The following is a 13,263-nucleotide window of genomic DNA, read 5'->3' as shown; positions in this document are numbered from 1 at the left end:
CCATACCGGCGACGCTCATGCGCCGCTCCGTACAACTGTACCGGCAGGGGCGCCCTCGTCGGCGGTCGCGACGTGGAAATCGCTGCGGCGGATGAGGACGAGCGAGGTCACGGCCGCGACGAGCGCGAGCGTCGCCCCCACCAGCAGGATCGCGTTGAGCCCGTCGACGAAGCCCTGGGGGTTGCGCGAGGACGGATCGGCGTGGTGGGAGAAGATCGCACCGAGCGCCGCGACGCCGGTCGCGATGCCGACCTGCCGCAGCGTCGAGTTGATGCCCGACGCCATGCCGGCGCGCGCGGGCTCGACGACGCCGACGGCGGTCGAGGCGAGCGGGACGTTGACCAGGCCGGCGCCGACGCCGGCCAGGATGAATCCCGGCACGAGGTGCGAGAAGTCGTCGGTGACCGTGATCCCGCGCATCAGCAGCAGCGCGACGCCGATGAAGGCGAAACCGGGGCCGATCAGCAGGCTCGTGGGGACCTTGTCGGACAGCCGGCCGGCGACCGCCGCCGTGACGAAGATCGGGCCGCTGAGGACGAGGAAGCGCACGCCGACCTCGATCGCGCTCAACCCGAGCATGCCCTGGAGGTACAGGACCAGATACGGGAACGCGGCGAACAGCGAGGCGGAGATCGCGAACGCGGCGATCAGGCCGCCGACGAACGTCGGCTTGCGCAGTAGCGAGAGGTCGAGCATCGGCTCGCGCACGCGGGTCTCGGCGATCACGAAGGCGACCAGCAGGACGGCGGACGCGACGAACGAGAACACGACCTCGCCCGAGCCCCAGCCGACCTCGTTGGAGCGGATCAGCCCGTAGACGAGCCCGGCGAGCCCGGCGCTGAAGGTGACCAGCCCGACGATGTCGACATGGCGGGCGTGCGGGTTGCGCGACTCGTCGACCTTGGTGAGCGTCAGGAACAGGGCGCCGACGCCGACCGGGATGTTGACGAAGAAGATCCAGCGCCAGGAGAGCCAGCTCACCAGCGCGCCGCCGATCACCGGGCCGACCGCAACGGCGACGCCGGTGACCGCGCCGAAGACCCCGAACGCGGTCCCGCGGTCACCCGCGCGGAACGCGCTCGAGAGCAGCGCCAGGCTGGTGGAGAACATGATCGCGCCGCCGACCCCCTGGAACGCCCGCGAGAGCGTGAGGAACAGCGGGCTCTGGGCCGCGCCGCAGAGCGCCGAGCCGAGCGTGAAGACGACGATGCCGACCGCGAACGTGCGGCGGCGGCCGTAGAGGTCGGCGAGCGAGCCGGCGGTCAGCAGCAGGGCGGCGAGCGTGAGCGCGTAGGCGTCGATCACCCACTGCAGGTCGGCCAGCGACGCATCGAGCGAGCGCTCGATGTCGGGCAGCGCCACGTTCACGATCGTGACGTCCAGCAAGAGCATGAAGACGCCGGTCACGACGGCGATCAATGTCCACCACTTGCGTTCCATGCAAACCACCTTACTGTCGATTCGCCTAATCGTCAACTACCCTAATGATGATGCTGACGACATATAGTCGCGTACGGCAATGGCACAGCTGACGGACCACACGGGCTACCTCCTCCGGACCGCCTTCCTGCGCGCCAGCGGCCTGGCGGCGGAGACCTTCCCGGCGGGGACGCACCCGCGCGACGCCGGCGTGCTGTCGATGCTGCAGGCGATGGGGCCCTGCTCGCAGCAGGAGCTCTCCGACAGCCTGCACGTCAATCGCACCATGATGGTCAAGCTGATCGACGGGCTCGAGGCGCGCGGGCTGGTCGAGCGCCGCCGCAACCCCGACGACCGCCGCTCCTACGCGCTCTACCCAACCGACGAGGGCCGCACGGCGCTGGCGGCGATGACGCCGGACATGGAACGCGCCGAGGACGCGCTGACCGCCAACCTGACCGCCGCCGAGCGCGCGCGCCTGATCGAGCTGCTGCGCACGCTCGTGGCACCGCCCGAGTCGGCGGTCTCGCACCGGCTCGGGTTCCTCGTCGCGCAGGCGCACCACCGCTTCCGCACACGCGCGGACGAGGTCCTCGGGCCGTTGGGCATCGAGGTGCGCCACTTCGGCGCGCTGACCGCCCTCGCCGGCGGCGTGCCGTCGCAGCGCGAGCTCGCCGACCGGCTGCGGATCAGCGGCCCGGTCGTGGTCGAGATGGTCGATGCGCTCGAGGCGCTCGGCCTGGTGGAGCGCCGGCGCGACCCCGCCGACCGGCGCTCGAACGCGCTGGTGGTCACGGACGCCGGGCGCGCTGCGCTCGAGCGGGCGACGGGCCGGCTCGAGGAGGCCACGCGCACGCTGTCGCAGCCGATCGGCCCGGCAGGCGAGGCCGAGCTCAACGCGCTGCTGAAGAAGCTGCTGGGGCTTTAGACCGCGTTCGCCTGCGCCGCGCGGACCGGCGGCGGCGTGACCAGCGCGGCGGAGACCACGAGGATGAAGGCGAAGGCCTGGATCGCGATGCCGAGCGTGTCGCCGGGCATCGGATCGCCGAAGACGACGATGCCGCCGAGGATGCAGGAGACGTTGGCGGCCGTGGAGGTCGCCGCGATCACCGGGACGGCCTCGCCGTCCTGGAGCCCGCGGGCTGAAGCGTAGAACGCGACGACGGAGGCGAGCACGGTGACGGCGAGCCACGGCGAGCCGAGGATCTCCAACGCGCCGCCGAGTCCCGTGAGGGCCTTGATCGCGACGTCGGAGACGCCGAAGAGGACGCCCGCCGCCGCGCCGAGCATCACGCCGTGGTGATGGTCGGGCGCGCCGATGTGCGGGCCGCTGATCAGCAGCGCGCCGATCGCGAGCATCCCGCCCTCGAACGTGATCATGCCCACGAGCGAGTAGGTCGAGTGCGCGCCGTGCGTGGCCGGGAGGGTGATCACGAGCAGGATCAGGCCCAGCGCGGTCATCCCGACGCCGATCCACTGCCGCATGCCGACCTGGAAGCCGAAGATCCGCTCGGCGAGCACCGCGAGGATCACGACGCCGGTGGAGAGGACGGCCTGGACGACCGACAGCGGCGCGAAGGCCAGCGCGGCGACATGGAAGAACCAGGCGCCCGAGGCGACGGCCATGCCGATCGCGAACCACTTGCAGCTGTACAGCTGCTTCGCGGACCGCAACGGATGACAGATGTCGACCTGCGGGGCGTCGTTCGCGCCCTTGTGCTTGTAGAGAAAGCCAAGCTGCGTCGCAACGGCGCACGCCAGTGCGAGCAGGATGCCCAGGTTCAGCGACACAAGTGTCCTAACGTCAGCTCGTTGAAGAGTGCTCGCCTGCCCGCCTGTCGGCCGACCACCCCGGCGAGTCCTCCTCTACATCGGTTCCCCGCCCGAAGCCCTTGAGCCACGGGTTCGCGCCAGACTAGCGGCGGACGTAAACCCTTCTTCAAGATTCGCGCTCGGCGCCCTGCAAACCTGGCCGTATGGGGGTCGTGCGCTTCACGATCCGGCGCGGCCATACGCCGCGCACGCAGACGCTCTGCCTGCCGCCGGGCGGCAAGCCCGGGCGCTGCTGAGCCCCACGGGCGCGGCGCGCTCGCCGCGCGCCGCGCCCACGCAGGGCCCGCTGAGCCTGGATCCAGGCTTAGGGGGTCGTCATGCCGGCGACGTGAGCCCGAGGATCAGCTGGGAGGCCTCGAGCGGGACGTCGAGCTGCGGGCAGTGACCGACGCCGTCGAGCTCGACCCAGTCGGCGTGCGGGAGCCAGTCGGTGCGGAACCGCTCGGCGGCCCGCGGCCACGGGAGCAGGCGGTCCGACATCCCCCACGCGATCCGCACCGGGCATTGGATCCGTTCCGGCTCGAGCGTCCACGCGGAGGCCATGCCGTGCTCGATCAGCCGCGCCGCGGCGTCGCACGCGGCGACGCCGCGCAGCTGGTGGGCGAGCAGCTCGGCCGGGATGTGCTCGGAGCGCTCGGTCAGCAGCCGCGTCGCGCGGCGGCGTCCCTCCGGCGTCGCGACCACGGCCTCGGCATGAGCCGCCAGCGGCCGCGTCTGCTCGTACAGCTCGAGCTGCTCGGCCAGCAGCCGCTTGTAGGAGTCGTCGCCGCGCGCCCAGCCGCCCGCGGGCGCGAACGCCGCGACCGAGCGTGCCCGCCCGCGGGCGGCGATCTGCAGCGCGACGAACCCGCCGAGCGAGTTCCCGACGAGGTGCGCGAGCTCGAAGCCGGCCTCGTCCATCGCGCGCTCGACGGCGTCCGTCAGCGCGTGCGCGGAGACCTCCCCCAGCGGCGGGCCGCCGGCGTGGCCGGCGAGCGTGAGGGCCAGGACGTCGTGCCGTCGCTCGAGCGCAGGCCGCACCAGATCCCACACCCGCCACGTGTCCAGGAAGCCGTGCAGGCACACCAGCGGCGGCCCGGAGCCGCCGCGGTGCAGTGGCGTGAAGCGCGCGTCAGTCGTAGTTGTTGATGAGGCGGACGTTGAGGGCCAGCATCACGAGGCCGAGCGCGATCACGACGCCGTAGCCGGGACCGATCTTGCCCCAGTCGAGATCGTCGAGGATCAGCGAGCGCAGCGCCTCCATCAGGTAGGTCACCGGGTTGACCGAGGCGGCGATCTCCATCGGGCGCGTGAGCATGTCGCGCGGGACGAAGTTCGGCGTGAGGAACAGCAGCGGGAAGAAGATCAGCCCGCCCGAGTTCGTCGCGGCGGCGCTGCGCGTCTTGAGCGCGATCAGCTGCATGAAGCCGACGAACACGCACGCCCACAGCGCGGTCAGCAGGATCAGCAGCACGAAGCCGAGCGGGCCGCTGGCGATCGAGATGCCGAACGCGAGGCCGAGCAGGACGATGGCCGTCGAGATCATCAGGGCCTTGAGGAACTCGGCGACCAGGCGCCCGAGCACGAGTGCGGTCCGCGACACCGGCGCGGCACGCAGCTTGTCGAAGTAGCCGCCCTCGATGTCCTCGACGAGAAACAGCGCGGCGGTGCCGAACGACGCCGCGAGCAGCAGCGAGCTCGGGAGCTGGAACGCGCCGTAGCCCTGGCCCTTGAGGAACTCGGTCGACGCCGACGGGAAGATCTTCGCCGCCTGGCCGACGTTGACGACGAGGAAGAAGAGCGGGATGAACAGCGTCGGCGCGATCGCCTCCGGCGTGCGCCACGACTCGCGCAGTGCGCGCTGCCCGAGCACCCAGGACTGGCTCATGCCCCCACCTCCTGCACGTCGCCGGCGACGCGGCGGCGCGTGCGGCCGGTCGCGTCGAGGAAGACGTCGTCGAGTGTCGGATCGGCGTCGAGGCCGAGACGATCGCGCAGCTCGGCCTTGAGCTCGTCAGGCGTCCCGGCGCGAACGATCAGCCCGCCGTCGATGATCGCCAGGCGGTCGCAGAGCTGGTCGGCCTCCTCGAGGTACTGCGTGGTGAGGAAGACGGTCGTGCCCTCGCGGTTGATCCGGCGCACCTCCTCCCACACGGTCAGGCGACTTGCGGGATCCAGCCCGGTCGTCGGCTCGTCGAGGAACAGCACCTCGGGCTCGTGCACGAGTGCCGACGCGAGGTCCAGCCGGCGCTTCATGCCGCCGGAGTAGCCCTTGATGCGCCGGTCGGCGGCGTCCTCGAGCTCGACCAGCTCCAGCAGCCGGCCCGCGCGCGCCGCCGCGTCGCGCGCCGACATGCCGAACAGACGGCCTTGCAGGACCAGCAGCTCACGCCCCGTCTGGCGCGGATCGAGGCCCGCCTCCTGCAACGCGACGCCCATCCGGCGCCGCGCCGCGTCCGGGTCCTGTGCGACGTCGATGCCCGCGACACGCGCGGTGCCCTCGGTGATCGAGAGCAACGTCGTGAGCATCTTGACGGTGGTCGACTTGCCGGCGCCGTTCGGTCCGAGGAAGCCGAACACCTCGCCCCGCTCGATCCGCAGGTCCACCCCGCGGACGGCCTCGATCAGGCCGGCCCTGCCGGAGTAGTGCTTCACCAATCCCTCGGCCTCCACGGCGAAGGCCATGCTCGATCCCTCGTTCATGAGGACCAAACTACGGCAGCGAGCGGCGTCCGGCTTCTCCGAACGTGCTCAATCGATCCGTGTTCGAACCCGTCCTAGTCTTCTTGACGTGCTGCACGACATCGAGGATCGCGCCGACTGCGAGCGGCTCGTGCGCGCCTTCTACGGGCGCGCGCTCGAGGATCCGCTGATCGGCTGGATCTTCACCGACGTCGCCAAGCTCGACCTCGAGGCGCACGTGCCGCAGATCACCTCGTTCTGGGAGACGATCCTGCTCGGCGCCCAGTCCTACAGCGGCGGCGCGTTCCGCCCGCACGCCGTGCTCCACGCGCGTGCTGGGCTGCGGCAGGCCCACTTCGAGCGCTGGCTCGTGCTCTGGCGCGAGACCGTCGACGAGCTCTTCGCGGGGCCGCGCGCGGAGCTGGCGAAGTCGCACGCCGGGCGGGTCGCGCGCGCCTTCCACAACCGCCTCACCGAGCCGCTCCCGCCCATGCCCGCCGGCGGCGGCCTGCCGCTGACGATGCACCGCCCGCGCGGCTAGAAGCGCCGGTAGCGGCGCCGTGGGCGTCGGCTTCGGTCATCGCGTCATGCTTGCACCCCGATGCCCTTGACCGCCCATGAGGACTGCCTGCTGATCGTCGTCGACGCGCAGCCCGGCTTCTATCCCGCCGAGCTGCCCGCCGGCGACCGCGCGCTCGCCGCGCAGGCGCTCGAGCGCGCCGCCTGGCTCGTGGCGCTCGCGCGTGAGCTCGGCGTGCCGATCGTCGTGACCGAGGAGGAGCCCGAGCGCAACGGGCGGACCGACCCGGCGATCGCCATGCGGCTCGCGCCCGACACGCCCGTGCTGACCAAGCCGACGTTCGGGCTGGCGGGCACGCCGGCGATCCTGGACGCAGTCCGCGCCACGGGCCGCGGCACCGCCGTCCTCGTCGGCTTCGAGACCGACGTCTGCGTGCTGCAGTCCGCCGTCGGCCTGCTCGACGCCGGGCTGCGCGCGATCGTCGCCGAGGACGCGACGTTCTCGCCCGGCGAGATGCACGAGCGCGGCCTCACCCGCCTGCGCGACGCCGGCGCCTCCCTCACCCACTGCAAGGCGCTCGCCTACGAGTGGGTGCGGACCGTCGAGCGCTCGACCGAGCTGCTCGGCTCGGGAGTGCTCGGACCCGCGCCCTTCCGGCTCTGACGAGTTTTAGACCGATCGGACTAAAACCTTGATACGGTGATTGCCATGGCAACCACCCCCCTCATCTCGCCCGCGACCTTCACCACCCCGCGCGACCTCGAAGGCCGCCGCGCGCTCGTGACCGGCGGCACCCGCGGCATCGGCGCCGCGATCGTCCAGCGGCTGCTCGACGCCGGCGCCGAGGTCGTGACCACGGCCCGCAGCGCGCGCCCGACGACGCCGGCCGGCGCCCGCTTCCTCCCCGGCGACCTGAGCAGCGCGGCAGGCGCGCGCGAGATCGCGGTGCAGGCCGTCGAGGCGCTCGGCGGCGTCGACATCGTCGTCAACAACGCGGCCGCCGCCCGACCGCACTTCGAGGGCACCGCCGCGATCGACGACGACGAATGGCAGGACGCGCTCGACCTCAACTACCTCTCCGCCGTGCGCGTCACCAATGCCCTGCTGCCCGGGATGATCGAGCGCGGATCCGGGTCGATCGTGAACATCTCGTCCAGCGCGGCGCTGACGCTCCCGGCGCCGCTGCTGCACTACGGCGCCGCCAAGGCGGCGCTGATCGCCTACGGCGCCGGGCTCGCCACCGAGCTGGCGCCGCTCGGCATCCGCGTCAACACCGTCACGCCCGGCAACGTGATCACGCCGGGCGCCGACGAGATCCGCCAGGCGATCGCCGACCGCTTCTCGCTCTCGCTCGACGCGGTCGCCGGAGGCAACCCGCTCGGCCGCCCGGGCGTCCCGACCGAGATCGCCGAGCTCGTCGGCTTCCTCGTCTCCGACCGGGCGTCCTTCATCACCGGAGCCAACCTCGTCGCCGACGGCGGGGAGACCGCGTAGGGTCAACGCGGTGGGACGGCCGCGCGAGTTCGACGAGGAGACCGCGGTGTCCGCGGCCCGGGAGCGCTTCTGGGACGCGGGCTACGCGGCCACGTCGCTGAGCGACCTGACGCAGGCGACCGGGCTCGGCAAGGCGAGCCTGTACGGCGCGTTCGGCGACAAGCACGCGCTCTACATGCGGATCTTCGAGGAATACTGCGAGTCCGCGGTGCGCGGGTTTCATGAGGCGCTCGCGGGTCCGGACGAGGGAGCGCTCGCGCGGGTGCGCGAGCACCTGCTCGCCAACGCGCGCGGATCGGCGCAGAACCCGCGCGGCTGCCTGCTGGCGCGCGGGACCGCCGAGCTGGCCGGCCGCGATCCCGACGTCGCGTCGCGCGCCCGGCGGGCGCACGAGGAGCTCGCCGGCGCCTACGCCGCCGCCATCGAGGCCGCCCAGCGCGCGGGCGACGTGGCGGCGGGCGCGGACCCCGGCGCGCTCGGGCTGCTGCTGCTGGGGATCCACCGCGGCACCGAGGCGCTCGGGCGGGGCGGCGCGGACGAGGCGGCGCTGGTCGCCATGGTCGAGGCGGCGCTCGCGGGACTACCTGGCGGTGCGCACACGCGCCCGGTCGCGCGCTAACGCGCCCGCCGAGCGGGCATGGTGTCGGTCATGGCCCCGCTCACGACGACTTCCGACCCGCACGTCCTCGTCCTCTTCGGCGCCCGCGGCGATCTCGCCCGGCGCAAGCTGTGGCCAGGCCTGCGCCGCCTCGCCGAGTCGGGCTTCATGCCGGACGACTACCGCATCATCGGCTCCGGCCGGCATGCCCCGGACGACGGCTTCATCCAGGCGCTCGGCGACGAGGCGTTCACGAAGCGCATCTCCTTCGTCACCTCCTCGGCGGACGACGGCGAGGATCTGGCCCGCGCCGTGCGCGAGGCGCGCGAGGCGCTCGGGGAGCGGTCGCGGACGCTGCTGTACCTGTCGGTCCCGCCGTCGGCGATGAAGCCGATGGTCGGGATGCTCGGCCGCACCGGCCTCGACGACGAGCGCACGCGGATCGTGCTGGAGAAGCCGTTCGGCTCGGACCTCGCGTCCGCCAAGGCGCTCAACGCGGCGCTGCACGAGCACTTCGACGAGCGGGCGATCTTCCGCATCGACCACTTCCTCGGCAAGGAGCCGGTGCAGGACATCCTCGCCCTGCGCTTCGCCAACGGGCTGTTCGAGCCGATCTGGAACAACGAGCACGTCGCGTCGGTGCAGATCGACATTCCCGAGGACCTCGGGCTCGAGGGCCGCGGCTCGTTCTACGAGGAGACCGGCGCGTTCCGCGACATGGTCGTCACGCACCTGAGCCAGATCCTCGGCTTCGTCGCGATGGAGCCGCCCGAGACGCTCGACGCCGGCCACCTGCGCGACGCCAAGGCGGCGGCGTTCGCGGACCTGCGCCCGTTCAGCCCCGAGCATGCCGTCTACGGCCAGTTCGAGGGCTACCGCGACGAGGACGGCGTCGCCTCCGACTCGCGCACCGAGACCTTCGCCGCGCTGCGCGTGGAGCTCGACAACGACCGCTGGCGCGGCGTGCCGTTCCTGCTGCGCACCGGCAAGGCGATGGCCGCGGGCCGGCGCGTGGTCACGGTCGCGCTGCGCGACCCGGCCCAGCTGCTGCTCGAGGCCGACGGCGACGGCGCCGAGCGCCCCGACGAGCTCGTGGTCGAGCTCACCGACGACCCGCGGATCGCCGTCGAGCTGCGCGTCAAGCGCCCCGGCCCGACGCTCGTCGCCACGCGCGCGGCGATGGAGCTCGACGTCGAGCGCGCGACCGGCGGGCATGGCCTGGAGGCCTACGAGCGCCTGCTCATCGATGTCATGCACGGCGACCATCTGCTGTTCACACGCGCCGACGAGGTCGAGCTGCTGTGGGAACGCGCGGCACCGCTCCTCCAGGCGCCGCCGGAGCCGCTGCCCTACGCGCGCGGGAGCTGGGGCCCCGAGGCCGCCGAGGCGCTTGCCGGCCGCTGCGGCTGGCGGCTCAGCTGAGGTCGAGCACCGGCGTCGGCGCGGGGATGTCGCGCAGCTCGTCGTAGGGGACGATCGCGGTGCCGAGCGCGAAGAACTCGATCACGTGCGAGCCCCAGCCGTGGTTGCGCTCGGTCAGCTGCACCCCGACGATGCCCTCGGCCTTGACCTCCTCGGCCTCCGCCTGCATGCGCGCCATCGCGAGCTCGCGCGCGTCGTAGAGCGCCTGCGTGAAGTTCGGCAGCTCGACGTTCTGGCCCATCTGCCGGAACGACTGCAGCATCCCGCGGTGGGCGACGTGGTAGACGCAGGAGCCCATGACCATCCCGACGGGGCGGTGCCCGGTGCGCAGCAGCGTCCAGAAGTCCTGCCCCGACAGGTCGCTCGTGAACGGGCGGCCGTTGGGCGCGCGATGCAGCTCGCCGCCGCGGTGCTTGATCGCCGTGCCGATGGCGATGAACTCCGCCATGTCCTGGCCCCAGTCGTAGCGCCCGATGTCCAGGCGCACGCCGACGATGCCGTCCGCGCCGAGCTGGTCGGCCTCCTCCTCCATCCGTGTCATCGCGAGCTCGCGCGCCGTGTACATCGCCTCGGAGAGGACCGTCATCTCCTGGCTGCGCTTCCACGAGGACTGCTGGAAGCCGATGTGGTAGATCGAGGAGCCGACCACCAGCCCGAGCGGGTCGAACCCCGCCTCCTTGACGAGCAGGAACTCGGCGACGGAGAGGTCGGAGGTGAACAGGCCGCGCTTGTTCTGCTCGAGGCGGCCGCGCCCGGCCTCGGGCACCCCTTCCAGCGACGTCGGGTCGTAGGCGCTCATTTCGCTCCTTGCCGAAGGATCGGCATCGGGTCCAGTGGGAGATGCTCGCCGGCCGGCGCGATCGCCGTGCCGACGATGTGGAACGTCACGATCAGGTCCTCGCGCTTGCCGCCGTTGTCGACCTCGCGGATCGCGATGTCGTGATCGATCGAGACGCCGATCAGACCGCCGGCGCGCAGCCGGCTCGCCTGCTCGGTGGCGCGCGCCAGCGCCATCTCGCGCGCGGCGTAGACGCCCTGGGTGAAGTCGGGCAGCTCCTGGTTGGGCTGGAAGCGCTGCCAGCCGGTCGTCGCCTGGCGCGTCTGCCGCCCGGGGACGATGTAGAAGACCGACGTGCTCGCGACGACGCCCACCGGGCGGTACCCGGCGCGCCGCAGCAGCGTGTAGTCGGGCAGCGAGAGATCGGTCAGCACAGGGGCGTCGCCTCCCTCGGGGAGGTGAACGGCGGTGCCGTTGACGACGATCTCGATGTCGCCCGAGAGGAACTCGTGCCGGTTGCCCTTGAACATGACGTCGACGACGGCGTGGCAGCCGGCGAGGCGCGCCTCCTCCTCGAGCCGCCCGAGGGCGAGCCGGCGTGCGTGGTTCCACGCGTCGGTGATCGGCCGCAGCTCGGTGAGCGAGCCGCCGCCCCAGCCGGAGCCCCAGGGGTAGCTCTGCCAGCCCACCTTGTAGACCGAGCTGCCCATCACCTGGCAGACCGGGCGCACGCCGTCGAGGCGCGAGAGCGCGAAGTCGGCGATCGAGAGGCCCGACGTGAACGCCGCGTCGCCGCCCGCGAGCTCGCGGATGCGCCGCTCGGCGGCGAGCGGGATGCCGCCGCGCTCGACGCGCGCGACGTCCTCCTGGGCCGCCGGGTCCTCGCCGTCGCCGCCGCCGAGCAGCCGGTCGAGGAAGCCCACTTCAGCCCACCAGCCGGTCGAGCGCGGCGCGCGCCTGCGCGTTCGTAGCCGCAAGCTCGCGCAGCTGCTCCGCCAGACCGCCGACCCACTCGTCGAGCCCGACGCTCTCGCGCTTGATCACGACGCCGCGGACCTCCTTCGCGCGCGTGGCCTCGCCGTCGCGATTGAGCGCGTAGCGATGCTCGCCGAGCGTGACCTCGATCGTGTCGACGACCTTCTCCCGCGACAGGAGGCCCTTCGAGCGCCGGCGCACCTCGGTCTGCTGCGGCAGCGCGTCCTCGAGCTTGCGCGCGAGCACCTCGACGTAGGTCGTCACGTCGGCGCCGCCGGCCCGCAGCCCGGCCGCGTCGAGGTCGAACGAGTCCTCCGCCATGTCGCCCGAGCGTACGGGCGGATCATGAGCGCCGGATGGGAGTCATTCCCGCTCGACCCACACGCGGGCTCGCCGTCGCCGGACGGGAGCTGTCGCACGGCCGGCAGCTTCGCGTCGAGCTCGCGGAGCAGGTCCTTCGGCGATCTCCTGTCCGGCATGGACACGGATCCTTCCCGGGATCGAGCTTCTTCACCGCCGTTGAGGGCGGGCTTACCACAGGTCAACCGCGCGGTTAGTGAGTGCCCGCATCCTCGGTTCTCATGACACGACGATTGCTAGGGGCCGCCGGGCTCTCCCTCGCCGCGGCGGCGTTGATGACCACCTCCGCCTCGGCGGCGACCGCGACGGATGCGCAGGCGAGCTCCAACTGGGCCGGCTACGCGGCGACGGGCGCGCAGTTCTCGAAGGTGTCGGGGACCTGGGTGCAGCCGGACGCGACCTGCGACAGCGGCAGCGGCGACGCCGCGTTCTGGGTCGGGATCGGCGGCGCGACCGGCGAGTCGAATGAGCTCGAGCAGACCGGCACCGAGGTGGACTGCTCAGGCGGCTCGCCGCAGTACAGCGCCTGGTACGAGCTCGTCCCGGCCGCGCCGGTGACGGTCGACCTGCCGGTCAAGCCCGGCGACACGGTCTCGGCCGCGGTCGGCGTCGACGGCAACCAGGTCTCGATCTCGATGACGAACCGGACGACCGGCAAGAGCTTCAACAAGACGCTCTCGATGGACAACCCGGACACCTCGTCGGCGGAATGGATCGCCGAGGCGCCGTCGGCATGCTCCGGCTCGGCGACCGGCCGCTGCCAGACGCTGCCGCTGGCCGACTTCGGCACGGTCTCCTTCACCGGAGCGTCGGCGACCGGCGACGGCCAGACCGGCTCGATCTCCGACTGGGGCGCGACGCCGATGCAGCTCTCGCCCGGCGCGTCGGGCGGGCTCGCCGGCGGCGAGCTCGGATCCGGCACGGACAGCGCCGGGAGCACGTCCACGGCGTCCGCGATCCCGTCCACGGTCTCCTCGGACGGCGGCGGATTCTCCGTCGCCTGGCAGGCGGCCGACCAGGCCCAGGACCAGACCGGCGGCTACGGCGGCTCGCCCTACGGCTATGGCGACGGCGGGCCGGGCTACGGCTATGGCGGCGGGGGCCATGACGGCGGTGGCTACGGCGGCGGCTACGGCTACGGGTACGGAGACGGCGGCTATGGCTACGACGGCGGCCTCGGCTTCTGACGGCGGCCGCTTGCGG

General features: G+C 72.4%; 15 protein-coding genes. 7 read left to right on the top strand and 8 right to left on the bottom strand.

All coding sequences use genetic code 11. The features are described from left to right. Positions 1-15: 15 nt before the first annotated feature. Positions 16-1,440, bottom strand: a complete 1,425-nt coding sequence (locus H958_RS37920; RefSeq protein ID WP_037410357.1) for an MFS transporter — start codon at positions 1,438-1,440, stop codon at positions 16-18. A 79-nt stretch (positions 1,441-1,519) separates the two neighbouring features. Between H958_RS37920 and H958_RS37915 the strand changes: the two genes are divergently transcribed. Further along, a complete protein-coding gene (locus H958_RS37915; protein ID WP_037410355.1) occupies positions 1,520-2,347 on the top strand; it encodes a MarR family winged helix-turn-helix transcriptional regulator in 828 nt (275 codons plus the stop codon). Here the strand turns inward: H958_RS37915 and H958_RS0116495 are convergent. From H958_RS0116495 to H958_RS37905, 4 genes are all read right to left on the bottom strand, one after another. Next, positions 2,344-3,210, bottom strand: a complete 867-nt coding sequence (locus tag H958_RS0116495) for a membrane protein (protein WP_028059477.1) — start codon at positions 3,208-3,210, stop codon at positions 2,344-2,346. The two genes, H958_RS37915 and H958_RS0116495, sit on opposite strands and share 4 nt — an antisense overlap. Positions 3,211-3,567: 357 nt before the next feature. Further along, on the bottom strand, positions 3,568-4,317 hold the full coding sequence (locus tag H958_RS0116485; RefSeq protein ID WP_231379271.1) for an alpha/beta fold hydrolase: 750 nt from the start codon (positions 4,315-4,317) through the stop codon (positions 3,568-3,570). A 46-nt stretch (positions 4,318-4,363) separates the two neighbouring features. Continuing rightward, positions 4,364-5,119, bottom strand: a complete 756-nt coding sequence (locus H958_RS37910) for an ABC transporter permease (RefSeq protein WP_051324379.1) — start codon at positions 5,117-5,119, stop codon at positions 4,364-4,366. Continuing rightward, a complete protein-coding gene (locus H958_RS37905; RefSeq protein WP_231379270.1) occupies positions 5,116-5,934 on the bottom strand; it encodes an ABC transporter ATP-binding protein in 819 nt (272 codons plus the stop codon). Before H958_RS37905 ends, H958_RS37910 begins: the two co-directional genes overlap by 4 nt. Positions 5,935-6,022: 88 nt before the next feature. Here H958_RS37905 and H958_RS0116470 point away from each other — a divergent pair, with 88 nt between their 5' ends. From H958_RS0116470 to zwf, 5 genes are read left to right on the top strand one after another with little or no spacing between them, the layout of a single operon-like run. Next, positions 6,023-6,454: a group III truncated hemoglobin gene (locus tag H958_RS0116470; RefSeq protein WP_028059475.1), complete on the top strand. Its 432-nt coding sequence runs from the start codon at positions 6,023-6,025 to the stop codon at positions 6,452-6,454. A gap of 60 nt (positions 6,455-6,514) precedes the next feature. After that, on the top strand, positions 6,515-7,096 hold the full coding sequence (locus H958_RS37900) for an isochorismatase family protein (RefSeq protein WP_051324378.1): 582 nt from the start codon (positions 6,515-6,517) through the stop codon (positions 7,094-7,096). Between the two features lie 45 nt (positions 7,097-7,141). Further along, on the top strand, positions 7,142-7,927 hold the full coding sequence (locus tag H958_RS0116460) for an SDR family oxidoreductase (RefSeq protein ID WP_051324377.1): 786 nt from the start codon (positions 7,142-7,144) through the stop codon (positions 7,925-7,927). Positions 7,928-7,937: 10 nt separating this feature from the next. Next, positions 7,938-8,546, top strand: coding sequence for a TetR/AcrR family transcriptional regulator (locus H958_RS0116455; protein WP_028059473.1), 609 nt, complete (start codon positions 7,938-7,940; stop codon positions 8,544-8,546). A 30-nt stretch (positions 8,547-8,576) separates the two neighbouring features. Next, complete coding sequence (zwf, locus tag H958_RS0116450; protein WP_028059472.1) at positions 8,577-9,947, top strand: glucose-6-phosphate dehydrogenase; 1,371 nt, start codon at positions 8,577-8,579, stop codon at positions 9,945-9,947. On the opposite strand, the gene H958_RS0116445 is transcribed toward zwf, so the two are convergent. Genes H958_RS0116445 through H958_RS0116435 form a run of 3 tightly spaced genes read right to left on the bottom strand, consistent with a single transcriptional unit; the run spans position 9,940 to position 12,021 of the window. Continuing rightward, the gene (locus H958_RS0116445; RefSeq protein ID WP_028059471.1) at positions 9,940-10,746 is read right to left on the bottom strand and encodes a heavy metal-binding domain-containing protein; all 807 of its coding nucleotides are present in this window, start codon (positions 10,744-10,746) and stop codon (positions 9,940-9,942) included. The genes zwf and H958_RS0116445 overlap by 8 nt on opposite strands. Then, complete coding sequence (locus tag H958_RS0116440) at positions 10,743-11,648, bottom strand: heavy metal-binding domain-containing protein (RefSeq protein WP_028059470.1); 906 nt, start codon at positions 11,646-11,648, stop codon at positions 10,743-10,745. The genes H958_RS0116445 and H958_RS0116440 overlap by 4 nt, the downstream gene beginning before the upstream one ends. Before the next feature lies 1 nt (position 11,649). After that, positions 11,650-12,021, bottom strand: a complete 372-nt coding sequence (locus H958_RS0116435) for a hypothetical protein (protein WP_028059469.1) — start codon at positions 12,019-12,021, stop codon at positions 11,650-11,652. Between the two features lie 260 nt (positions 12,022-12,281). Here H958_RS0116435 and H958_RS0116430 point away from each other — a divergent pair, with 260 nt between their 5' ends. After that, the gene (locus H958_RS0116430; protein WP_081685953.1) at positions 12,282-13,247 is read left to right on the top strand and encodes a G1 family glutamic endopeptidase; all 966 of its coding nucleotides are present in this window, start codon (positions 12,282-12,284) and stop codon (positions 13,245-13,247) included. The last annotated feature ends 16 nt before the right edge of the window (positions 13,248-13,263 follow it).

It is taken from the genome of Candidatus Solirubrobacter pratensis (assembly GCF_000425945.1).
GTDB classification, from domain to species: Bacteria; Actinomycetota; Thermoleophilia; order Solirubrobacterales; family Solirubrobacteraceae; genus Solirubrobacter; species Solirubrobacter pratensis.
Note: the sequence above shows the minus strand (reverse complement) of the source record. Positions and strands in the feature narration are given on the sequence as shown.